This is a genomic window from Bradyrhizobium sp. CCBAU 53340 (genome assembly GCF_015291645.1).
Taxonomy (GTDB): Bacteria; Pseudomonadota; Alphaproteobacteria; order Rhizobiales; family Xanthobacteraceae; genus Bradyrhizobium.
The window spans coordinates 4,049,022-4,067,966 of record NZ_CP030055.1 but is presented as its reverse complement, the minus strand read 5'-3'; the positions used below and the strand labels follow the sequence as shown (position 1 = coordinate 4,067,966).

30 protein-coding genes are annotated in these 18,945 nt (G+C 60.8%); 8 read left to right on the top strand and 22 right to left on the bottom strand.

Annotated features, from left to right (window positions below; translation table 11 throughout):
• Window positions 1-5 precede the first annotated feature (5 nt).
• Window positions 6-602: a PAS domain-containing protein gene (locus tag XH89_RS19345; RefSeq protein ID WP_194462056.1), complete on the bottom strand. Its 597-nt coding sequence runs from the start codon at window positions 600-602 to the stop codon at window positions 6-8.
• 221 nt (window positions 603-823) lie between these two features.
• On the opposite strand from XH89_RS19345, the gene XH89_RS19340 reads away from it, so the two are divergent.
• Entirely contained in the window at window positions 824-1,075 is a 252-nt protein-coding gene (locus tag XH89_RS19340; RefSeq protein ID WP_194462055.1) for a hypothetical protein, read from the top strand.
• Window positions 1,076-1,253: 178 nt separating this feature from the next.
• A complete protein-coding gene (locus XH89_RS19335; protein WP_194462054.1) occupies window positions 1,254-1,844 on the top strand; it encodes an RNA ligase family protein in 591 nt (196 codons plus the stop codon).
• Between the two features lie 264 nt (window positions 1,845-2,108).
• On the opposite strand, the gene XH89_RS19330 is transcribed toward XH89_RS19335, so the two are convergent.
• The 11 genes from XH89_RS19330 to XH89_RS19280 all read right to left on the bottom strand — a co-directional run bounded on the left by XH89_RS19330 (window position 2,109) and on the right by XH89_RS19280 (window position 6,757).
• Window positions 2,109-3,683, bottom strand: a complete 1,575-nt coding sequence (locus tag XH89_RS19330; RefSeq protein WP_246767560.1) for an ATP-binding protein — start codon at window positions 3,681-3,683, stop codon at window positions 2,109-2,111.
• Window positions 3,684-3,753: 70 nt separating this feature from the next.
• Window positions 3,754-4,140, bottom strand: a complete 387-nt coding sequence (locus XH89_RS19325; RefSeq protein WP_194462053.1) for a hypothetical protein — start codon at window positions 4,138-4,140, stop codon at window positions 3,754-3,756.
• Window positions 4,127-4,312: a hypothetical protein gene (locus XH89_RS19320; protein ID WP_194462052.1), complete on the bottom strand. Its 186-nt coding sequence runs from the start codon at window positions 4,310-4,312 to the stop codon at window positions 4,127-4,129. Before XH89_RS19320 ends, XH89_RS19325 begins: the two co-directional genes overlap by 14 nt.
• Before the next feature lies 1 nt (window position 4,313).
• Window positions 4,314-4,496, bottom strand: coding sequence for a hypothetical protein (locus XH89_RS19315; RefSeq protein WP_194462051.1), 183 nt, complete (start codon window positions 4,494-4,496; stop codon window positions 4,314-4,316).
• Between the two features lie 3 nt (window positions 4,497-4,499).
• A complete protein-coding gene (locus XH89_RS19310; RefSeq protein WP_194462050.1) occupies window positions 4,500-5,195 on the bottom strand; it encodes a hypothetical protein in 696 nt (231 codons plus the stop codon).
• Entirely contained in the window at window positions 5,164-5,343 is a 180-nt protein-coding gene (locus XH89_RS19305) for a hypothetical protein (RefSeq protein WP_194462049.1), read from the bottom strand. Before XH89_RS19305 ends, XH89_RS19310 begins: the two co-directional genes overlap by 32 nt.
• 3 nt (window positions 5,344-5,346) lie before the next feature.
• Window positions 5,347-5,601 (bottom strand): hypothetical protein, encoded by a 255-nt coding sequence (locus XH89_RS19300; protein WP_194462048.1) that lies wholly within the window; start codon window positions 5,599-5,601, stop codon window positions 5,347-5,349.
• The gene (locus XH89_RS19295; RefSeq protein WP_194462047.1) at window positions 5,598-5,939 is read right to left on the bottom strand and encodes a hypothetical protein; all 342 of its coding nucleotides are present in this window, start codon (window positions 5,937-5,939) and stop codon (window positions 5,598-5,600) included. The genes XH89_RS19300 and XH89_RS19295 overlap by 4 nt, the downstream gene beginning before the upstream one ends.
• A 4-nt stretch (window positions 5,940-5,943) precedes the next feature.
• Window positions 5,944-6,300 (bottom strand): hypothetical protein, encoded by a 357-nt coding sequence (locus XH89_RS19290; RefSeq protein WP_194462046.1) that lies wholly within the window; start codon window positions 6,298-6,300, stop codon window positions 5,944-5,946.
• A 13-nt stretch (window positions 6,301-6,313) separates the two neighbouring features.
• Entirely contained in the window at window positions 6,314-6,529 is a 216-nt protein-coding gene (locus XH89_RS19285) for a ribbon-helix-helix protein, CopG family (protein WP_194462045.1), read from the bottom strand.
• Between the two features lie 45 nt (window positions 6,530-6,574).
• A complete protein-coding gene (locus tag XH89_RS19280; RefSeq protein ID WP_194462044.1) occupies window positions 6,575-6,757 on the bottom strand; it encodes a hypothetical protein in 183 nt (60 codons plus the stop codon).
• Between the two features lie 224 nt (window positions 6,758-6,981).
• Here XH89_RS19280 and XH89_RS19275 point away from each other — a divergent pair, with 224 nt between their 5' ends.
• The gene (locus XH89_RS19275; protein ID WP_194462043.1) at window positions 6,982-7,587 is read left to right on the top strand and encodes a hypothetical protein; all 606 of its coding nucleotides are present in this window, start codon (window positions 6,982-6,984) and stop codon (window positions 7,585-7,587) included.
• 95 nt (window positions 7,588-7,682) lie between these two features.
• On the opposite strand, the gene XH89_RS19270 is transcribed toward XH89_RS19275, so the two are convergent.
• From XH89_RS19270 to XH89_RS19230, 9 genes are all read right to left on the bottom strand, one after another.
• Window positions 7,683-7,919, bottom strand: coding sequence for a hypothetical protein (locus XH89_RS19270; RefSeq protein WP_194462042.1), 237 nt, complete (start codon window positions 7,917-7,919; stop codon window positions 7,683-7,685).
• A gap of 19 nt (window positions 7,920-7,938) precedes the next feature.
• On the bottom strand, window positions 7,939-8,109 hold the full coding sequence (locus tag XH89_RS19265) for a hypothetical protein (RefSeq protein ID WP_194462041.1): 171 nt from the start codon (window positions 8,107-8,109) through the stop codon (window positions 7,939-7,941).
• Window positions 8,106-8,384, bottom strand: a complete 279-nt coding sequence (locus XH89_RS19260; protein ID WP_194462040.1) for a hypothetical protein — start codon at window positions 8,382-8,384, stop codon at window positions 8,106-8,108. The genes XH89_RS19265 and XH89_RS19260 overlap by 4 nt, the downstream gene beginning before the upstream one ends.
• Complete coding sequence (locus tag XH89_RS19255; RefSeq protein WP_194462039.1) at window positions 8,381-8,800, bottom strand: hypothetical protein; 420 nt, start codon at window positions 8,798-8,800, stop codon at window positions 8,381-8,383. The genes XH89_RS19260 and XH89_RS19255 overlap by 4 nt, the downstream gene beginning before the upstream one ends.
• 546 nt (window positions 8,801-9,346) lie before the next feature.
• Complete coding sequence (locus XH89_RS19250; protein ID WP_194462038.1) at window positions 9,347-9,874, bottom strand: terminase small subunit; 528 nt, start codon at window positions 9,872-9,874, stop codon at window positions 9,347-9,349.
• Between the two features lie 57 nt (window positions 9,875-9,931).
• On the bottom strand, window positions 9,932-10,198 hold the full coding sequence (locus XH89_RS19245) for a hypothetical protein (RefSeq protein WP_194462037.1): 267 nt from the start codon (window positions 10,196-10,198) through the stop codon (window positions 9,932-9,934).
• A gap of 600 nt (window positions 10,199-10,798) precedes the next feature.
• Window positions 10,799-11,281: a hypothetical protein gene (locus XH89_RS19240; protein WP_194462036.1), complete on the bottom strand. Its 483-nt coding sequence runs from the start codon at window positions 11,279-11,281 to the stop codon at window positions 10,799-10,801.
• A complete protein-coding gene (locus XH89_RS19235) occupies window positions 11,278-11,670 on the bottom strand; it encodes a transcriptional coactivator p15/PC4 family protein (RefSeq protein ID WP_194462035.1) in 393 nt (130 codons plus the stop codon). Before XH89_RS19235 ends, XH89_RS19240 begins: the two co-directional genes overlap by 4 nt.
• Window positions 11,667-11,942 (bottom strand): transcriptional regulator, encoded by a 276-nt coding sequence (locus tag XH89_RS19230; protein WP_194462034.1) that lies wholly within the window; start codon window positions 11,940-11,942, stop codon window positions 11,667-11,669. The genes XH89_RS19235 and XH89_RS19230 overlap by 4 nt, the downstream gene beginning before the upstream one ends.
• A gap of 348 nt (window positions 11,943-12,290) precedes the next feature.
• Between XH89_RS19230 and XH89_RS42105 the strand changes: the two genes are divergently transcribed.
• Complete coding sequence (locus XH89_RS42105) at window positions 12,291-12,575, top strand: AlpA family transcriptional regulator (RefSeq protein WP_194462033.1); 285 nt, start codon at window positions 12,291-12,293, stop codon at window positions 12,573-12,575.
• On the opposite strand, the gene XH89_RS19220 is transcribed toward XH89_RS42105, so the two are convergent.
• Window positions 12,523-13,749, bottom strand: a complete 1,227-nt coding sequence (locus XH89_RS19220; RefSeq protein ID WP_194462032.1) for a site-specific integrase — start codon at window positions 13,747-13,749, stop codon at window positions 12,523-12,525. The two genes, XH89_RS42105 and XH89_RS19220, sit on opposite strands and share 53 nt — an antisense overlap.
• A gap of 819 nt (window positions 13,750-14,568) precedes the next feature.
• Between XH89_RS19220 and XH89_RS19215 the strand changes: the two genes are divergently transcribed.
• From XH89_RS19215 to XH89_RS19200, 4 genes are all read left to right on the top strand, one after another.
• A complete protein-coding gene (locus tag XH89_RS19215; protein ID WP_194462031.1) occupies window positions 14,569-14,874 on the top strand; it encodes a hypothetical protein in 306 nt (101 codons plus the stop codon).
• A gap of 694 nt (window positions 14,875-15,568) precedes the next feature.
• Window positions 15,569-15,808: a hypothetical protein gene (locus XH89_RS19210; protein ID WP_194462030.1), complete on the top strand. Its 240-nt coding sequence runs from the start codon at window positions 15,569-15,571 to the stop codon at window positions 15,806-15,808.
• Between the two features lie 1,224 nt (window positions 15,809-17,032).
• Window positions 17,033-17,206 (top strand): hypothetical protein, encoded by a 174-nt coding sequence (locus tag XH89_RS19205; protein ID WP_194462029.1) that lies wholly within the window; start codon window positions 17,033-17,035, stop codon window positions 17,204-17,206.
• A 445-nt stretch (window positions 17,207-17,651) separates the two neighbouring features.
• Window positions 17,652-18,362, top strand: a complete 711-nt coding sequence (locus XH89_RS19200; protein ID WP_194462028.1) for a methyltransferase — start codon at window positions 17,652-17,654, stop codon at window positions 18,360-18,362.
• Window positions 18,363-18,945: the final 583 nt, after the last annotated feature.

Below are 18,945 nucleotides of genomic sequence, written 5' to 3'. Positions count from 1 at the left end.
CTCCCTTACAACGGCGTGGACTTGATGGACGCGGTGACGTCTTGAACATGATGGAGCACAAATATGAGACGTCCCCCGTCATCGAAGACCGGAAGATTTTGTACCATCCACCAACGTTCTTCAAAGAGGCCATCCCTCCGAGGGATGTCGTAGCGTTGGCGCTCCATGACGTCCGGGAGACCGGCATCGAGTACTCGCGTCAGCGACGTCTTGAGGTTCTTTACGCCATTGGCGTTCGGGTCGGCGGGATTATCGGGAAACGCATCGAACAGCTCGCAGCCGATCAGATCGGAATGCCGTGCCCCTGTTCCCGCCACGTAGGCGTCATTGGCACCGGCGATGACCAGGTTGGGTGACACCAGAAGGTATGGATGGGGGGCGACCTGAAAGGCTGGCCGAAACGACTTCGCCAGCTCGCGATGCTGGTTCGTGGTCTTGATCGCGCGAATGAATGCAGCAACCCGAGTCCAGAGGTCGGCGGCCTCCACGTCGCCAGCCGAGCGATTTTCGGTGGCGCGTTGGTTCATGACCTGTTCGGCAAGATGGCCATAGCGGCCATGCATTTTCTTGGCCAACCTCATCATTTCGCTGTTGTTCAGCATCGGCGACCAAGAGTCGTGAATGGGAGACCAAACTCTCTGCCAGTTTTCAATTCTACAATTGATCTGCCGCAAGGTGGCCATACAACTTTGACTGCCGCGCCCGCATTGCGCCGCAAGGGAAGCGCGGCTGGATCGAACTGCACGAGTCCGGGCCTTCATCCGGATGACGCAGGCGGGCTCGGATTTGTTGGGCGGCTAGAGGGCGCGCCGCATTCACCTGAATGAATTTGGCTGCCAATGGAGGGGTACTTGTTCTTCAGCGCGAGCATGTCTTCATTGTCGGCCAAGCCATCGAAAGCGTCGGCTATTTTCAGGTACTGGCGGCGCGCGCTTTCGTCCCTCATCATTTCAGACTTGACCCGGAACTCCTCAGCTTGGTCCCGATACCGCTTTGCGACAGCTTCATGGTCTATCATGTGCCTGCTCCTTTGGTCGCGATGCATCTAAGTACCAAAGTGAACATTGGTTCCTGAGCAAGCGCGGCCGGACGGCTTCCCAAAAAGCGGCCCCAGCGCGGGGGGAGCGCCAGGGCCGGTGGGGTCTAACGTGCTCCGGCCGTGTCGGGGGGAACGCCGGAGCCTCCCGAAAACCCGCTACCCTGCCACTTGTTCCTGACTCCCGATGCGGCCCGGCGATGCCTATCTCCGGTCCATGCGCAGCACGTTCGAGCTATGCCTGCCCACCGTGGCCAAGACGGTGCCGACCGGCCCGGATTATCTCCACGAGGTCAAATACGACGGCTACAGGTTGTTGGTCATCCGCGACAATGATCGCGTGCGCCTGATCACGCGCGGCGGCAACGACTGGACCAAGCGGTTCCCGTGGATCGTGGAAGCGGCACTGAAGAACCGGACCAAGCAGTTCGCCATCGACGGCGAGGCCGTCGTGCTCGGGGTCGATGGCGTGTCCGACTTCAACGCCCTGCACTCCCGGAAGCACGACCACGAGGTCCAGCTCTACGCCTTCGACGTCCTCGCGATGGATGGCGACGACCTCCGGCCGCTGCCGCTTCACCTGCGCAAGACCAATCTGGAACGGCTGCTTGCGCGTCGGCCGGACGGCATTTTCGTCGCGCCATTCGAGGTCGGCGACATCGGCAGCGATCTCTTCGGGGCTGCCTGCCGGATGGGACTAGAGGGGCTCGTCTCCAAGCACCGAGACCGGCCGTACCGGGGCGGGCGCCAGAAGCACTGGGTCAAGGTGAAGAACCGGAGCCATCCGGCGATGGTTCGGGAGCTGTAACCCGCAAACCCGCAGGAGGCGCCGTTCTGGCTCTGCCTTGCCCATCCGCCAAGGTTGTTGCGGCCACTGGGGGCACAACCTCAGCGAACGATCCATTTTCGGCCCAAAGTGACTGGGAAATCGCTCCCTAAGATCCTCATCATAAAGGAAGTTCGCCCTGTGTTCCGTAGAAGCGCAGGATGCGTGGAACAAAGGTGAACGAATGCTCCAGATTGGCGTTTGCGGAGCGGTTCGGAGGCCCAAGAGCGATGTCCCGGATCAGGATCATTGTGCCGGGGCAATATCTTCCGGCCGAAGGATGGCACGTCTTATGGAACGATAGTCATCAGGCGGAACGTCCACGAATGCTCCGTCTTCCTCACCGGCAAGCAGACCCATTGGCGCTCGCGAAGTCGAAATGAGATCGACGTAGCAACCATAGTCGATCTTGTACACATCGTATCGTTTACCCGGCTCATCATTCGATGAGATGCTCTTTTTTAGCAGGTGCAGCAGTCGAGCATCGTATAACCGGTCGATCTCTGGAGAGTGGGCGGTGGTTGGAAATAAGAACGCGCGGGTCCGTCTGTTTTCGATGACTTCGGTGATCACATGATTGAGGACGTCAGCCAAACGTGGCGCACTTTTCGTCACCGACATCTTGTCTTGTTGATACCATTCGCGTGCCGCTTTTCGCACGTCGGTTACAGCGATCTGACGTCCATAGGCAATGCGGGCCATTGCCGCCGCCAAATTGAGGGCGTCACGGGGAACGCCTTCAATGGCCCTGACGTACTCCTGAAATGCGGTGATCTGGGTGAAAACTGCTGAAATTAATTTCTCAGCCGTGTCCAACGCGGGATCGGCTTTCTCGCTAACGACATAATGTTTGAACAGCAGATTTCTGAAGAACTCCGTCGCTCGCCGCTGGTCAACATCATAAACTACGAAGTCGTCGAGATTGATATCTGCGGTTACGTCAGCTCCGATCTCGATGCCAACGTACGATCCTCCTTCTCCGAGTTCAGCAAACTTCGAGCGATGTTCAATGGCCGCGATCTTCGCCACCATTTTAGGCTGAGGAAGCACCGTACGTCGTATCAGGTCCGCGAGATGAGGCTGAAGGTCGATTGGAATTTCGCTCCATTCGTCAATAAGCAGCCAGACAGTCGGTGATCCCAGTACGTCGATTAGCCCCGACATGGCTCCTTGTAACGGGCCGAAGTCAATGCTGATTTCGGCGCTACCCGACGTCTTGACCCGTGTCGAGCGACTGGCAGTCTCCTTGTCGCTGAGCCCAACTTCCAAGGTCACAGACTGCGGGGTCAATCTTGCGGACCCCGACTTCCCTGACTCTTGACCAGTCGCCGTCGTGTTCTCATGCTCGATGGTTCCACGAACCTCGACGGAACGGATGGCCGCCGAGAGGTCGTCGAGCCGCAAGGTGATCTGAGTAGGATCAGGTGCACCGTCAATCTGCTCGACGGCAATCGCCATCAATTCCTGTTCGATGGCCTCGAGCACGTCCACGACCAGTCGCGCGGCTCTTTCCGAAAGACTTCGCTTCCCATCCGAGTAGATAGAGCCGTTCGAGCCCACCGACCGAAGGTCGATATAGATGGCCTTCTCCCCCTTTTCTCGGATCGACTCGGCCAAGAACTTTAGAGCATGGGTCTTACCAGTTCCGCGTCGGCCGTAAAAAACCTGGTGATTGCGACTCGACAATTGGATGAACAGCGGCTCAGCATCAACGAATGTTCTCGCGAGGATGTCCTGCGAGACTTTCTCGGCACGCCGGTCGAATTGCATAAACGCTGCTTGGATATTGTGAATGGCTGCAATCTCAGAGCTGGCGTTCAACGAGGTTCTCCAGTCGCGGGGGTTCGCGCTTAAGTTTCACATTCCTGAGGAAGGAATGTAAACAAGAACTTCAAGAACCCCTGTAGAGATTTAACCCATACCGCCGCACCTTGGCGACCCCCGCATGCGTTACGGTAAGCGCCACCGGCCTCGTGCTCCCAGCGGTGAGCGGCTCCAGCGCAGCGCCAACAACCACCACGAAGTGCTCAACGATGGCATTCGTGAGGATGCGCACGCCTTCACCGATCTCGACGACGTCGTAGCCGAGACCCTGAAGAGAATGCGGCAGCGTCGAGCCCGGCAAGCACTCCATCGTGACCTCCGCCGCGCCAGGGATGCTGGTGATCCAGCCGCCCTTGGCCATGACGAAGTCATTCAGCTCCTTGAACCGCTCCTTGCGGTCGCGGGTCTGCTGTTGGCCCGGATAATAGACCTCACTGCTCCTATTCGTCGGCATCGATGAAAGCCTTCACCGCCACGACAAACTCAGCCAGCGCCTCAATGGCGCTCTTGGCCGCTCGGCCGCGCCCCGGCCCTGCACGGCGCATGATCTGCAGCCGCATCACGACGGCCGAGCCCAAGTCCTGGATCGCGGCAATGTTGTGGTCGGCTTGGGTCGGGATCGGCATCTCAATGCACCGACAGCACGATCTGGGCGGCGGCCTTCTCACCGAACCTGTCTCGCACCCCGTCAATGACCTCGTCGCGGGTGAGATTGCTGCGATAGCTGCCGTACGGCGAGCGCCGCCAGATGCGGCGGCAGAGCAAGTGCCAGACATAGCGGTTGATCACGGTGTCGTCGGACCAGCGCATTCCCTATCCCTCACCTGATCGTGGATAGGTGCCATCAAGTCTCATGCGAGCGAGGCGCGCCTTGTTGGCTGCGTAAAGCCTCTCGGCCTCGGCGGCCGGAAGATCCAAGCGCGAGCGGCGCGCGACCTCCCTCTCCTCCACACTGAGGGTGATCTGGCCTTGTGCCGAGAGGCGACCGCCCGATGCCGAGGGGACATCTCGCGAGACCGGCGCAGCGGTCGGGACGCGCGGCGTTCTCACAATCGGCTCGGGCGTGATCGGTGCGGCAGATGCGCCAGTTACTGCTCTGGCCGCGCTGGCGAGCCGTTCCCGGCGCGCATCCATTTCTGTTGCCACTGTCGAGAGCAGGAAGCGTTCGATCTCGGGGCTCTCGTCGCGCATGCCGGAGTCGATGGCGATAGCGTGGGCCTGCCCGACGATCTGCGCCTGTTCGCCGAACAGCAGATCGGGATGAGCTTTGAAGAAGCCGCGCCAGTGCGCGCTCATGCCGGGGATCGCATCGACGTACTGCTCGACCGATGGCTGCTGCGGCGGCTGGCGCGACATCTCCTCGGCGCGCCGCTGGGCCGCAATGGCCCGCTGGAGTGCGTCATCGCCGACCGGCGGCTGTGTCGGTACGTCCGCGATCACAGCATCCGGGACCGCCGCTGCCTCGGCAGGGGCCGGTTCAGGAACCTTGTACTTTCTTTGTGAAGCCATCTGCGGGTCTCGCCAGATTGCGTTCGATGTTGGCCAGCTCGTCGGCGGCCTTGCGATGGATGTAGGGCCAGCGATCTTTCGACCGGTCGATGACGTCGAGCAGCTTGGCTATGTACATCAGATCGAAGCCGCCGTGCTGGAGCGCCATCGTTCAGCCCCGGAGGAAGCCGCGCGTCGAATGGCGCGCACCATCGATGACACGCCCATCGACGGCCTTGTCACGGCGTGGCGGGGCGGATGTGCTGTGGAGCTTCACGCAGCCGCCGGTGTCGGGCAGACGCTGCGCACCGCCCTTTGCATGTGGGGCGATGGCACTGTTGCCCTCGGCGCGCTTCGACCAGTAGTTCAAGTTTCGCGACGAGCCGTTGGTTTCGTCGGGCTTGTAGGATGTGTTGTACTTCTTCATGTGAAATACCTCTTGAACGGAACGACGGGCGGAACGCCATCGGCGTCGCCCAGACTGCGGCTGTGGTCATACGGCTGCGGCGGCGGCCGGTCACCGCGCCCCCGGTCCTGCTTGAATTGCACGTCCTTGCTGTTGAGCAGCTCGGCCATGGCGTCGAGGATGCCCGCGTCGCCGCTATAACGTGCCGGCCACGTCTCGCCGCTGGGATGGCGCAGAGTGATGTCCCAATATCGCGAGCCGCTGTCCTTCACCGCCGTTACCGTGCGCCTGCGCCCATCGGCGTCGGTGCCGATGAGCTGGAAGGTCTCGGGGGTCGAGCTGCGGAAAGTGAGCACCATGGCATCACCGCGTGAATTGGTCCCGATACCGGCCGGTCGCGCGCATCATGCGCAAGCGGTCGCGGTTCTCGGCATATTCCTGCTCGCTGAGGCCGGATGCGTTAGCGATCTCGACCTCGTCCTGAGACAAACCAAACTGGCTGCCTTTCGGCTGCTGCTGTAGATCCGCAAAATAGCGATTGGCCCTCGTCGCCAGAGCCTGCCGGGTCGCGTCCAGGACGAGGATGCGGTCGGCGGCGTCAGCCACCCGGTCGGCATCATTGGCCACACGTCCGGCTTCCATATCCGCCACCGCTTCAACGTGCGCTGCTTCGATCCGCTCGGCCTGCAGCGCCATGACCTGCTCGTAACTCAATGCCATGTTGGTGCTCCTATCATTCAAGCGACGCGCGATTATCTCCCGCCGGATTGTGCTGGCCGTTTGGCGAAACCGGCAGCGCGCCTATCGTGCGGAGGTAATGGCCAATGGCTTCCCTGATGATCGCGGACGACGTCAACTCGCGAGCCGCAGCAATCTCCTCGATGAGGGCCGCATATCGTGGGCTCATCCAGCAATCAATTCGGGTACTGAACCTCGGCAATTTCGACATGCTGACCGTGTCCCACTGAAGGTGACTGTCCCCGACAAGTGACGTTCACTCGCCGCGCCGATCAGGCGGCCGGCCGCCCGAGATTTCCTGGTATCGATCAGTCGCGCGCAGCAGCGCCTTGTCCGCGCGCAGGATTTGCTCGGTATTACCCGAAGCCTGTGCCTTGGCGCAGGCGGCGCGCGCCTGTTCGATGGCTTCGATGGCAGCGTCAGCTCTCGTACGATGCATCGTGCATCTCCTTCTGGAGAAGGCCGCCGCCGCACCACAAGCATGCGGCGGCGGTGGGCGATGCCGTGACAGCCCCTGCGAAGAACCTCACGGCGCTGCCGATGCTTCCGGAGCCGGTTGGCGTATTCGACTCCGGCGCTCATCGGCAGGGTCTCAAACAATTGAGCCCGGCATGATATACCTGCTTTGCGTTTCGGTAAAACAGTAAGCTGAGTTTACACCTCATGGATGATCAGATCGCCGCCGCTCGCGAAGCATGGGGCCGCATCTGTCGGCGTGGTTCGACGCAGTTTAACGACTGGGTTCTGGTCGGCCACGCGCTCGTCCAGGGCCGCGCGCAAGCGCTGAAACTCGCAGGTACCAACAGGCCGTTCGGGCGGAAATACACGGCGGCCATGGGCCTGTGGCTATCGCAGAGCGGGCTGGATCAGATCAGCAAGGCAGAACGCGGCTGGCTGTTTCGCGTGATGGACGAGTTGCCCGCCATCGAACGATGGCGCGCAGGCCTCGATGACGCGCAGCGGCGCGCGTTCAATTGCCCGCAAAGCATCTGGCTGCATTTCCGCCGCAGCCAGCAGATGCCAACGGCGACGAAGCCCCGCGCGGCGCCAGAGAAGCCTCGGCCGGTGTGGTGGTCGCAAGACATGATCAGGCGCGGTGCCGACGCGATGCGCAAGAGCATGTCGCGGGATCTCTTCGTGCTCGCCCGCGCCTGTCTGGAAGCCGCGATCAGATCCGATGCCGACATAGTCGAGCTGCTCGACAAACCCCGGAGCAACGCTCGGCCGCGCGAGGTCGCGGCCGAGATCGGGATGCGTGCGAGCCCGTAGGAAGCCCACCCATGCGTCCGACCTCGGCCCGGTGTCTTGGACCGGCCGACCGGCGCGGACTCACCAGTGACTCGCGCTGCGGCTCGGCGGGGGTGTTAGCGATCATTCGCCGGGTGCCTGCGCCGCACTATCGCGTACAGCTCGCGCGCCTCCGCAAAATCGCGCCTTGCCATCTCGCGCAGCTCCAAGGCCGCAAGGTTGAGCGCCTGCGTGATCTGTTTGTCGCTTGCTCCCGGAAACTGCTTGCCGAGTTGCGCCCCGATCTGCTCGGCCTTGATGCCCTGCATTTTGATGATGGCCTCGACAATGTCGGCGGTCTTGTAGCCGGTCATGGGTGGCACTCCTTCTCGATCAGGAAAGCGTGGCCTTCCAATTTGCGATCATCGCTTCGAGTTCTTCGAGCGTGAGGCCCGAGAGTTCGGCGAAGTGTTGCCGTTCATCGAGCGGCATGTGCGCGATCAACCACATAATGCGGTTTCCAATTTCGACGTCGCCGGCGATCTCCTCGTCGTCCTCCGTCATCGCGGCTCTCCCTTGGCGCGTATAGCGTTCTGCCTCATGATCATCTGCTCAATCCGCATCAACTCCTCGGTCTGCTTTATCTCGGCCTCCAGTTCGCGCGACTCCTCGGACAATTTGTCTGCCAGTTTCCGAGCGGCGTGCCGAATTTGATCGCGACTGATCTGGGGGAACTTTTCTGCAAGCTCGCGTTGGACCTCACGAGGATCAAATGGCACGTTGCGCGCGGTGATCTTGCGAAGCGCGGTGACGACGTCGGTGATCTTGTAGTCGGTCATGACTGTTGCTCCTTCTGGTTATGCCCGCGCCGCTCCAGCAGCCGCTTGGTGCCGGGGCCGCAGTTGAGCGCATGTTTGAGCGGGAAGTCTTCAGGCGTGAGAGTCCGGCCAAGCCGCCGCTCAAGACAGCCGATGCACAGACAGCCGTTGAACGGCGACATGCCCGCCGCTCGCCAGACCCTGTTCTTGACGATGTAGACCTCGGAGAACTCGTCAAGATACTGCTCGACGCCTTGATCCGCCCAGTCGCGCGCCAACGCCTGCTGTAGCTGCCGCCGGTTCAACAGACCGGGCGCGGTGTTCACGCCGCAATCGATGCACGCCCAGCTCTCCGGCGGCCAAGCCACGCCCCTGTCTGCGTCCCTCTTCCAGAGCTGCATCGAGAGGACGTTGCGGCCGAGTGACGTGATCGCCATGATGCTCCCTCTGCTGAAACTCGCGCAGCATCACGCGCGCGTAAACGCGCGTCGTGGCCGATGTCGATGTCGAGAGTTGCCGCCCGTGGCGGCGATGCGCGCGAAGATGACTCTCCGCGCATGCAATTGCGAGTCGAAACTGCTGTTCCGATGCACGTTGCCGTAAAGCGCAGGATTTTACGATTTGTTCCCAACGGCACCAGCGCGGCGCGTCGGTTAAGTCGGCATAGGCACTGCTGATATAGCCGATCATCGAGCCGCTCGTCGCGGCGGCAAAGGAACGGCAGGGATCTCCGAAACCAAATCGACCGCACCCCGATGGAAGGCGGGCCGGGTGGGCTTGGGCCCCTCCTCGGCGATCTCGAGGTCGAGGGGCGCGCGCCAGCTCGCGAGATACTGCGGCGATCATGCGCGAGGACAGCGCGGAGATCCCAAACACGCGCTTTTGCTACCCCGGCGCTACCCAGAACGCGCGCGCTGAGGCGCATAGAGGGAAAAGCGGAGTCCGATCAACGCGGGTTTGGCGTCGGACCATGTGATTACTATTCATGTACGCGGCCATTTCCAGATGTTCGGCGTCACCTCGATCAGGATCGGCTTGCGGTAGCGCTCGACCCGATCCGCCAGCTCGCGCAGCTCTCGGGCGATCCCCGCAGCATCGCCGCCGTGTTGCGTGACCAAATCCTCAAGAACTTCGGCCTCGGTCGTGAGATGCTGTAACGGCCCGCGCGCCGAAACCTCCAATCGTTCGGTGAGAAGCCCTGTCAATTTTGCTGCCAGGGTGAGGCTGGAGACCACCACGCCATGCTGCTCGGCCTTGCGCGCGGCCTCGATGGTGAGGCGCAGCTCATCGAGCAGCGACTGGACCGTGACGCGCGCTTGACGCGCCACAGGCGCCCGAAGCTCGCTTAAACGCCCGTTCACGTCAGCAAAGGTTAGCAGCCTCGACCCGTTCACCTTGGCGGTGTCGCCGTTGCTGCCATAAGCGCGGCGATAGGCTTCGGCTGCGCTCGCGCCGGAGGTGATCTCTTGGCAGAAGCGTTCACGGCGCGCGTTCTTCAGCGGACCAGACATGGCGCGCGATGATACGCCTGCTGACGCTCACCGCAAAGATCGTCGCGGGTGTCCGCTTTACGTCCGAAAACTGTTGCTCAGGCTGATTGCGCCGTGGGTCGGCAATGGCCAATCGACGCGATACCAGCGAGGCTCTTCAAGGCTTGGCATTCCCGGCAACAAATCAATCGTTTGAAACGCGCGCTCGAGAGCCGTCTCCTTGGATGATGAGACCCCGGCGAAGTAAACCCCCTCGCCACCGTTTACCGTCCATCTCCAATCTGTGCTGCTGCCAGCCACTCGTTCCAGCGAATAAGGAATATCTCGGTAAGTCCAGAAGGTCATGATACGCACCCTCACCGTACGTTTATCGATCAAGAATTGCGTCAGGTCGGCCTTGAGCAATCACTATGGCAACTTGTCGCCAGCCGGTACGTCTTCCTCGAAGCAACTTTATGGGACAAACGTCACTGCGTAAAAACCTAAGTGCAGACCTGAGGCCGAAAGCCGCATGGGATCAAATCCTGAAGCGGGCGTTATTGCGCTGGGGCTACCCAGAACGAGATACCGGAGCCGAAGTTACAAATGCAACGGAAGTCAATCGATAGGCGGCATAATACCATCACGCGCGTGACGTTCGCGCTGGAGCGCTACCATTACGCGCTCGCATCGTGCTCGGGAGAGGATGTGCTCGCTTGCGCTCGCGGGTTTGCTTGAAGGTCAAGACCTCGCTGCGCTCGGCTAGAGCAACACATCCGAGATATAGATAGTAGTGATGGTTTCCGGCACTGGGCATGTAGTGACGGTTTCCGGCACTGGGAAATCGCGTCTCCGGTGATGGTTTCCGGCACTGGTACCGGTGATGGTTTCCGGCACTGGAAAACTGCTTTTGAGCAATGCTTGTAGCAACGCCCAAGCAATGCTTGCGGCATCGGTCAGCGGGCCTCATTGGATGGTCTGAATAGTCTTCAGGCGAGGCCTGCGCCGCCGCCGTGGCGGCCTCTCGCTGGCCTTGCGCGCGGCCTGGGCGATCAACGTGGCTTCCTCAAGCGTTTTGATCCGCCGCCAGTCGTTGGTCACCTGCGGCGTGCTCTTGCAGTGAAGCCACGGCACCAAGAACAGGTTCGGGCAGCGGAACTCGCCCGCGCCCGCGTGGCCTTGCTTCGTGATCTTCAGGAAGCCAAGCGCGCACAGCTCGCGGATCGCGGGCGCAATGGCGTGGCGATGGAGGCCGTATTGCAGGAAGTCGTCATAGGTCACGGGCAGCTTGCCGTTGTCGTTGCCGCCGTGACGCGCAAGCTCGATACAGATCCGGTCAAGCACGCGATGAGCCGAGACACTAAGCACGCGATAGGCCGGGCTCTCCATCATCTCGATGAGCCGCGCGTTGAACTGGCCGTCGATCTGGTTACGCCTGCGCGCGCTCATGACGACCTCGCAGTAACGAGGCCCATTGCGACCGCCTTGCGGTACGCCGTACCGGCCGCCTCGGCAAAACGGCCGAGTTGTTGCACGCTGATTGTCACGCCCCTTCGGGTCGGGATCATAAAGCCCGACGACGAGACGAATTGCCGGATGTCGAGGAACTCGACGCCGTTGAACTCACGCAACGTGAATTGAATTGCTCGCGACCTGTCCCTCGGCCCGCGCCACAGCGCGGCGAGATGGATGCCAGCGCGCAAAGTGTCCACGGCATCGCTATTGTGCGTTTCCTTGTTGGCGGGAGCGGCTCGATCAGTTAAGCTTGCTCTGTTGTCGGGATAAAGTTGCTCTGTGATCGAGGCCCTCGCCGATGCCTTCGGCGGGGGTCTTTTCATACATGCACCTCCTCAGGCTCGGGGTTGGTGCCGCGCCGCGCATCCGGTCGCGCGAGCCGCAGCGTCGTGACGGGCATACGCCCGCAGAATTTCCGCTCGACGCGAACGAGCCCGGCCTCCTCCAGCCGGTCGGCGTGGTAGTTGAGCAGCGTTCGGGATCGGATTTTGAGCTTGGCGCGCACGTCGGCGTAGTCGATCACGCCGCTGCTCTCGTTCAGCAGCGCCAAAATGCGCCGCCGTAGTTCCTGCTCGGTGAGTTTCTTGATGTCCATCGCACAGCTCCATCACAACGCGGAGGCCCTGAAGGGCCTTTTCCTGCGGCATCATCGATGGCGCTACAGTCCAGCGCGTATGATCCGCGTTCGTTGCGAGAGCTGGCCGCCTGACCTTGCGGGGCGCGGTTCAGATCCGGTCGCCCTGCGGGACGACAACCATCAAGCTAAGGCGGACTTTTGCGGCGTCAACAACAAAAATGCTGCGCGATGCACGCGATCATCAAATCCTGTTTTTTACGATCACATTTTTCCGCACGTCTTCACGCGCACAAACCCGGCGCTATAAGTCTACGCGAGGCCAGACTTCGCCGGACAAACATCTGGCTGATCGCTTAACCCGGCATCATGAACATGGCGTTGTTGTTGACGTTCGATGAGTTGAAGGACCACGGCGTCCTTCTGAGCCGCCGCCAACTGGATCGGTTGGAGGCGAATGGGAAGTTTCCCCGGCGCGTGCTGATCTCGGAATGGCGCGTCGGCTGGGTCGCCGCCGAAGTCGATGAATGGGTCGCAAGCAAAATAAGAGCACGCTCGACTGATGCCGGCGCGCTCGGGAGTGATACCGGCAAGAGCCGGTCTAGGCGACGAGCCGCAAGTCGGGCTTCGGCGACTTCGACAGGCTCTCGATGAAGCGGCCCCACTTGCTCATCGCATCGACCTTCTCGTCGAGATACTGCGCAAAATTGTAGTGCTTCGCGGCACCCTTGCGCACCGCGCTGCCCTTGTGGCTCAACAGCAGATCGGCGACGTGGAACGGCACCTTCAGCGCGTCCTGCGCATGCGTCTGGAAGGCGGTGCGGAAGTCGTGATAGGTCCAATTTGGCACCGTGGTGCCGCGCTCTTTCATGATCGCGTCCACGCGCTCCTTGGCGTTGCTATGGCCAGAGAAGCCCTTCTCGCCCTCGCCGAACACGAACGGGATGTTCTCGCGCGCCTTCATCGTCTTCAGGATCGCCAACGCCGGCTTCGACAACGGCATCAGGAACTTTTCCTTGTTCTTGGTGCGGCCCTGCTTGGCGGGCAGCTCGATGCGCTCCTCCTCGAAATTGACCTCGCTCCAGCGCAGCTTGGTGATCTGGTCGCGGCGCATCGCGGTTAGCATCAACAGGCGGATGATCTTGTCCGACTGCTCGCCGCCGTCGCAGGCGTTCCAGATGTTTGCCAGCTCGGCGAAGGTCAGGACGCGGTCGCGCTCGTGCTCGTCCGTCTTGTTGGTGCCGGTGACCGGATTGTGGCTGGCCGCGCCCTCGGCAATCATCCAGTTGAAGAACTTCGACAGGTGCGCCCGGCTGCGGTTCATCGCGATGGGGCCGTGGCCGGTCTTGATGTTGCGCAATTCGGTCGAGACCATTTCCCGGTCGATGTCGTCGGGGGCGAAGGTGTGCAGGGCGGCGAAATAGCGCTCCAGCGAGCGCTTGTTCTCACCGACGTAGGACGGCGAGCGCTTCCGGTCGTGCTCAAGGTAATCGAGGAACGGCTGGATCAGCGGCTCAAGGGCCTTGGAGGCCCGCTTCTTGTCCTTCCGGAGCTGGACGGCCGGATCGATATTCTTTTTGGCCTGCTGGAAGTATTCGCGCGCGCGCTCGCGGGCGTCATCGACCGAAATCTTGCCCTGCTTGTCGATGGTCATCTTGCGCTGCTTATCGCCAATGCGGAAATGGGCGATGAACGAGCCGGAGGTCGAGCCGGCACGGAAGCGCAGGCCGAAGCCCGGCGTCTCATCATCCCAATAAACGCGCTCGGGATTGCCCGCCTTCTCGCGCTCTGCCTTCAGCTTGTTCAGGCTGTCCTTGGTAAACTTCATGGTCCCCGCCTTCCGTGGGTAGCGCCTGGGTAGCGAAATCTTGTCTTTCGGCGTCCACTGGAGCCACAGTAATCATGTGCCGTTGAAACGAAAAGCCTTAAAACACAGGCGATGAAGCAAGACATGAGCGGCGTGGGTAGCCACCAAATTCGGGGAAACAGGACTTTTAATCACGGGGTCCTGGGTTCGAGCCCCAGCGCGCTCACCAAATACACTAGAAAATACAACTAGATATCCGTAAAATCCGATCTGCTCCTCGATTGCTACATAACTCGTGTAGCACCTGAGTAGCAGCCCTCACCTGACCACTCGGTTATACTCTCGCCTGTTTCCTTCTCGGCCCCGGCGCTGGCCTGCCGGCATTGATCGCCCGCCTGATCCCGATTTCGTCGAGCATGAACTGGCCCACCGCGCTCGACCACCAGCAGCAGCGCCTCCAGTGCTGCTTGCCATGCCGGCTGATCGTGCACGGCTCAGGGAGCGCAGCGATGTACGCGCCCGCGTCGCGCAAGGTACGCAGCATCCTGCCGTCATCGAGCTTGATCGGGTCGTCGAATGGGCGGCCCCAGCCCACCTAAGCCATGGCGTCATTCTAATCCGTTAAAGTCACCTCCGCGTGACGCGCATCATCAAGGGCGCTTGCCTCACCAAAGTGACGGCCTTGCCTTGGCCCGCTGATTGGCTTGCGTGATGTTGTGGTCAGCACGCGCCCACCACCAAGCCCCGAGGGCCCGCGCATGCCACTTTTTCCCGGCGCTCGAATGCTGTAGTGTTAACCTGATTTGCTGAGCATTTAATTTTCAGGGCGGAGAATACCTCATGTCCCGGCGATCGGTATCCCGTGATCATTTCCGAGGCTTGTTCGCGCTGTATGCATTCGCAGCGGAGCACAGCGAGAACCACGATGGTGCAGCTCGGTTGTTGCACCTGTTCATATCGAGCCAAAGCATCTCTGATGACCTCCTCGATTACTGGGCAGACCGCGCCGATGCGATTGGCTCTGAAACCTTAGGGCACGAACTGGGGCTACGCGCTCACGCAGTGGCAGACGGCAATTCGAATTATGATCATGCCAGTGCCTTTCTGCACGCGCTGCTCAAATCACTGGATCAAAGGCCGCACTGAAAGCTTTGCCTCCCGTCGTGGAGCCGCCAGCGTCCGCACAATCACCAGCGGCTCCTGCCAGTCACTTGAAATTGCCCTGCCCCTAAGCAGCGGCGATGGCCAGCCGATGAGCAATAGCCTAGCTGGGCTTCGGCCGCAAAGCTCCGGCCGCCATTAACCTGGATGGCGCGAGCGAACCGGCACTGATCGGCTTGGCCCCGAACGGAAAGAGCAAGAGGCGCAATCAGGCTGGCTGCATCGGCGTCTATCAGCCGCTGACCACCCGTAAATTTCCCAAGTTCCCGAAGTTACGAATCCCGATTGACTGCTTTGTGTTTCAGTTGAACGCGGATTGCTGCACGATGAAGGCACCGAAGCCGAAAGAGTGGACCGACTCGGAAGTCAAAGCATTGGTTAGACTGGCCCGGAGGGGGGCTGGCGTAGCGAAGATCGCGGCCGAGTTAGGCCGCCATGCCGGCTCAGTGAGACGTATGGCACGAGCGAAGGGGCTTCTGCTCCAGAAGTAGCTGCAGGTGCGTCCTCCGCCGACCGGGCTGAAGTTGATCGGGCCACTGATCGCTTCCTTGCAGGAGAGGACGACGAATAGTCGTCGACGACGACTTTTCCACATCTACAACGCGCGGTAGCTCGCACGTGGTCCGAGCCACAGTAATCGACAATTTGACTCTCGCCGGCGCCGTGCTTCGATGCCGGCATGACCGTCCGCCTCATCAAGCACGAAGCCGTGCCGGACACCGGCAGCTTCGAGGTGCGCTTCGCTGACGGTCGCCGGAGCGTCTATTTCTATTTCGACGACCTGCCGTCGCGTCGGCTGCGGCCGGAGCAGATGATCCGACAGCAAGCGCTGGATTGGGCAACGATGTTCGCGCGAATTATGCACGGCGTGATCGATAGGTGGAGGCCGGATAGTTCCAAAACCGGAACTCGCACTTAAGCGACGTTGCGCGCGGCGGTTGATATTTGTTAATGCGGGAAAACTAGGCAATCGGGTAGGTTGATACTGATATTTGGACGGGTCGCCTCAGGCTGGGGAACTGCCGTTGAACCGGGAGTTGAAAGAATTCCGCAGGCTGGAGCGCGTGTGCCGCGAGTCCGCGTCGGTCTCGACTTGGGCAATCGAAAGAGAAGCTCTCCTCTCAGTGGCCGATGATCTGCGCAAGGCTATCGAGGCTCGCGAACCTGGCCCGCAGCCCTGGGCCAGAGAGAGACGCCATGATTAAGAAGGCGCGGCAAGCTGAAGTAGCTACCCATTTGGATGATTGGGCGCAATCGTCCGGGCTACAGGCGCCGAAGTAGACGTCATGATCCACGACCCCCAAGTCGAGACCTACTCATTCCACGCGCGCGTTTGCCTTGGCATCGCAGCGGTTGGCTTCGTGATCTTTCTCGCTGGTTTGGCGATGAGTCTTTTCTGAGGCCGCCTCAGAAGATCAACGAACCATTCCTGTCGAAGGCCCCTGCAAGGCGACGGGCGCCGAGTTCGGAGCTGGCGTTCGATAAGCTGTCGACAAGGGCTGGCTTGATCTGCATGAAAACGGCACCTTTGTGAAACGGATGGTGCGCGACGAAGGGACGCAAGCTGCCGGCACTTAGATGCGGCAAGCTCGGCTAGCCTCCGCTGGAATTTTAGCGGGCCCTCAGACCCGCTGGCCATGGGCGTCGCAACCTATTGGCCAGTGGTCTTTCGGGCCACGCCGCTGTCACGGCGAGCGATGTGTAACGCAGCAGAATTGCCCCGCGTTCCTGCGTTCAGGCAAGGGCCCACTAGTAAAGTAACAACATGGACAACCAGGCGGCCAGCGACGCACACAAACCAATTCCGAGATAGGGCAATAAAAGGCGCATCGGCTTCCCCTTCCGAAACGCGGAATATACGTTCAGCTTGGCATGCTCCTCGGGGCGCGACCAGGAATCTAGGGTTGTACTAAACCTGGGGGCCCTGAGGCCCGCCAGCGTGAACCGGCGGGCCAAATCGTTCAGCGCTTCAACCGCGCCGGCGGTGCGTCATCAGTCTTTGACGGTCCCCGCCCTTGTGCAGTCTGCGCTGGATATCGGAACACGGTGGCAACGTGACGCGCGTCACAGCGACCATCGCTGGGAGCGCGTACATCCTGCATCCGATGGCAATCAAGCCATACACAGAACAGGGAGAACGCAGATGAAGACGATAAGCGCTCGTGAACTGTCAGCCGCCGAGCTGGAAGCGGTTTCGGGAGGTTCTCCGAACCTCACTGTTCCTGCGGGTACGTTCGATAAGCTATTTGCGGCGATCGATAAGAATCTTGAAATGGTGAAGCAGCTGCCGAAGGGCGGTTACCTTCCGCCTGGCTAAGGCAGCGAAAGGCCGCCGCTCCAACGCTGACGATATAGTCCTCGGAATGAAAGGCCGCCCGCATGGACGGCCTTCTTGTTTGGTTTCTCAGCCACCGACGCCTACGGGCAGAGCGTTGGCCGGCGATGCTGGAAAGCGAATGGTTGCTAACGATTCGACGTAGGGGTCGGCCCCGGCCGGTGGGGGCTCTTGATGGATGTGGCCGGGGCCGCTGCTGGACGTGCTTGGCGTCGGTTGCACCAAGCAGAGGCAAGCCGCCTTGCCAGATCGCGGCAGCTGCGCTCCATGCGGATGAGCTCGTCGATGTCGTGCTGATCCTGCCCCACCCCGAAGATCAGACTCCGCTGAGGTCGCAAAACCAAGCGTTACGAGCCGGTTTGACAAGCCGTGGTTGCGGGCGGCAACATTGCCGTGAGGTACAGCAATCAAATGAAACGGCGAAGTCATGAGGATCCTGCATCAGCTCGAGCATGGCTTCGTTCGGCCCGCATTGCGCCGGTTGAGGCCGGCCAAGCGTGTCGTCCTCGGCGGGATTACAGTCGAATACAAGAGCGAGCTCGATGGAGGCGGCATCGAGTTCGGCCAGGACTTCATTCCATTTCTGCGTTCTCGCCGGATGCCAAAACAGGCCCGCCTCTTTGAGTGGTGTGCTGGACCGGCATTTATCGGCTTCTCGATGTTGGGACACGGTCTTTGCGAAACCTTGTGCCTGGCCGACATTAACCCCGCCGCGGTCGCGAGCTGCCGAAACACCGTCCGACTGAACCATTTGGAGGATCGAGTCTCGGTCTATGAATCCAACAATCTACGGGGCATCCCGGAAGCCGAGCGCTGGAACCTGGTGGTCAGCAACCCGCCCCACTTCATCGATCAATATCAGGGCGACATTCGCGCGCACGACCCTGACTGGGCCATCCACCGGGAGTTCTTCGGCACCATACAGCCCCACCTGGCCGACGATGGCGTGATCGTTCTTCAGGAGAACAATCGGGGCTCCACCGTCGATACATTTCGAGAGATGATCGAGGACGCGGGCGTCGAGATCGTTTTCACGCACGGCGACCACGACAAGCTGACAAGCGAGAGCGTCTTCTATTTCATAGGGATCATGAAGAAGGGCGCGAGTAAGCCTACGTGGGTGGCTGACGCAAGCTAGTCAATTTGCCGGTGCTACGAGCGTTGGAGAGCCAACGGCCAACTCGCTTGTCGTACGCACGGGAACGGGCTTGGCGACGCGCGATCGCGCGTGGCAGCCAACGACGCCAAGGACGACCAGCAGTGCTTGTCCTATGGTGCGAAAAAGGGCACGGACGCCTACGTCAATTGCCGTGCTCAGTTCGAAGGTGCCCGAAGACAGGCTGATGCTGCCGAGGACGCGGCATGGGACGCAGCCCGAGAAGCGTGCCGCCATCGCAATTGCATCAACACTGGCGGGTACGGCGGCACGATCGTTTGTAACTAACGAATTTGCGATAACCCCGTTTTGCCGCTCGGCTCCTGTTGGTTGGTGCTCTCGGCTTCACGGACAGGGTTCGGATGGCCCGCCCCGGCGCGCCGATGTGTTCACTTTTGAACGAAGCGATGCGCCAGCTCATGCCGCCTCTTCCTTGGCGCGCCAGTCCCGCCAACTAAAGCTGTTTTGCGATGCGAATTCAACTTTACATTAATATGATCTGCTCTCGCACGCCGCTTCTGCCTGCAAAACAAGGGCAAAACTCAGGCTCGCCCGATGCAACCGC

Coding starts and splice junctions, on each gene's coding strand:
- XH89_RS19240 (WP_194462036.1), bottom strand. CDS start 11,281: ATGAGCGCGCGCAGGCGTAACCAGATCGACGGCCAGTTCAACGCGCGG.
- XH89_RS19205 (WP_194462029.1), top strand. CDS start 17,033: ATGAAGACGATAAGCGCTCGTGAACTGTCAGCCGCCGAGCTGGAAGCG.
- XH89_RS19200 (WP_194462028.1), top strand. CDS start 17,652: ATGAGGATCCTGCATCAGCTCGAGCATGGCTTCGTTCGGCCCGCATTG.
- XH89_RS19340 (WP_194462055.1), top strand. CDS start 824: ATGAATTTGGCTGCCAATGGAGGGGTACTTGTTCTTCAGCGCGAGCAT.
- XH89_RS19235 (WP_194462035.1), bottom strand. CDS start 11,670: ATGAAAAGACCCCCGCCGAAGGCATCGGCGAGGGCCTCGATCACAGAG.
- XH89_RS19315 (WP_194462051.1), bottom strand. CDS start 4,496: ATGCGCTGGTCCGACGACACCGTGATCAACCGCTATGTCTGGCACTTG.
- XH89_RS19210 (WP_194462030.1), top strand. CDS start 15,569: ATGACCGTCCGCCTCATCAAGCACGAAGCCGTGCCGGACACCGGCAGC.
- XH89_RS19295 (WP_194462047.1), bottom strand. CDS start 5,939: ATGGTGCTCACTTTCCGCAGCTCGACCCCCGAGACCTTCCAGCTCATC.
- XH89_RS19310 (WP_194462050.1), bottom strand. CDS start 5,195: ATGGCTTCACAAAGAAAGTACAAGGTTCCTGAACCGGCCCCTGCCGAG.
- XH89_RS19265 (WP_194462041.1), bottom strand. CDS start 8,109: ATGACGGAGGACGACGAGGAGATCGCCGGCGACGTCGAAATTGGAAAC.
- XH89_RS19280 (WP_194462044.1), bottom strand. CDS start 6,757: ATGCATCGTACGAGAGCTGACGCTGCCATCGAAGCCATCGAACAGGCG.
- XH89_RS19335 (WP_194462054.1), top strand. CDS start 1,254: ATGCGCAGCACGTTCGAGCTATGCCTGCCCACCGTGGCCAAGACGGTG.
- XH89_RS19250 (WP_194462038.1), bottom strand. CDS start 9,874: ATGTCTGGTCCGCTGAAGAACGCGCGCCGTGAACGCTTCTGCCAAGAG.
- XH89_RS19300 (WP_194462048.1), bottom strand. CDS start 5,601: ATGAAGAAGTACAACACATCCTACAAGCCCGACGAAACCAACGGCTCG.
- XH89_RS42105 (WP_194462033.1), top strand. CDS start 12,291: ATGAACATGGCGTTGTTGTTGACGTTCGATGAGTTGAAGGACCACGGC.
- XH89_RS19230 (WP_194462034.1), bottom strand. CDS start 11,942: ATGGACATCAAGAAACTCACCGAGCAGGAACTACGGCGGCGCATTTTG.
- XH89_RS19270 (WP_194462042.1), bottom strand. CDS start 7,919: ATGACCGGCTACAAGACCGCCGACATTGTCGAGGCCATCATCAAAATG.
- XH89_RS19305 (WP_194462049.1), bottom strand. CDS start 5,343: ATGGCGCTCCAGCACGGCGGCTTCGATCTGATGTACATAGCCAAGCTG.
- XH89_RS19215 (WP_194462031.1), top strand. CDS start 14,569: ATGTCCCGGCGATCGGTATCCCGTGATCATTTCCGAGGCTTGTTCGCG.
- XH89_RS19245 (WP_194462037.1), bottom strand. CDS start 10,198: ATGACCTTCTGGACTTACCGAGATATTCCTTATTCGCTGGAACGAGTG.
- XH89_RS19260 (WP_194462040.1), bottom strand. CDS start 8,384: ATGACCGACTACAAGATCACCGACGTCGTCACCGCGCTTCGCAAGATC.
- XH89_RS19320 (WP_194462052.1), bottom strand. CDS start 4,312: ATGCCGATCCCGACCCAAGCCGACCACAACATTGCCGCGATCCAGGAC.
- XH89_RS19285 (WP_194462045.1), bottom strand. CDS start 6,529: ATGTCGAAATTGCCGAGGTTCAGTACCCGAATTGATTGCTGGATGAGC.
- XH89_RS19345 (WP_194462056.1), bottom strand. CDS start 602: ATGCTGAACAACAGCGAAATGATGAGGTTGGCCAAGAAAATGCATGGC.
- XH89_RS19325 (WP_194462053.1), bottom strand. CDS start 4,140: ATGCCGACGAATAGGAGCAGTGAGGTCTATTATCCGGGCCAACAGCAG.
- XH89_RS19220 (WP_194462032.1), bottom strand. CDS start 13,749: ATGAAGTTTACCAAGGACAGCCTGAACAAGCTGAAGGCAGAGCGCGAG.
- XH89_RS19255 (WP_194462039.1), bottom strand. CDS start 8,800: ATGGCGATCACGTCACTCGGCCGCAACGTCCTCTCGATGCAGCTCTGG.
- XH89_RS19290 (WP_194462046.1), bottom strand. CDS start 6,300: ATGGCATTGAGTTACGAGCAGGTCATGGCGCTGCAGGCCGAGCGGATC.
- XH89_RS19275 (WP_194462043.1), top strand. CDS start 6,982: ATGGATGATCAGATCGCCGCCGCTCGCGAAGCATGGGGCCGCATCTGT.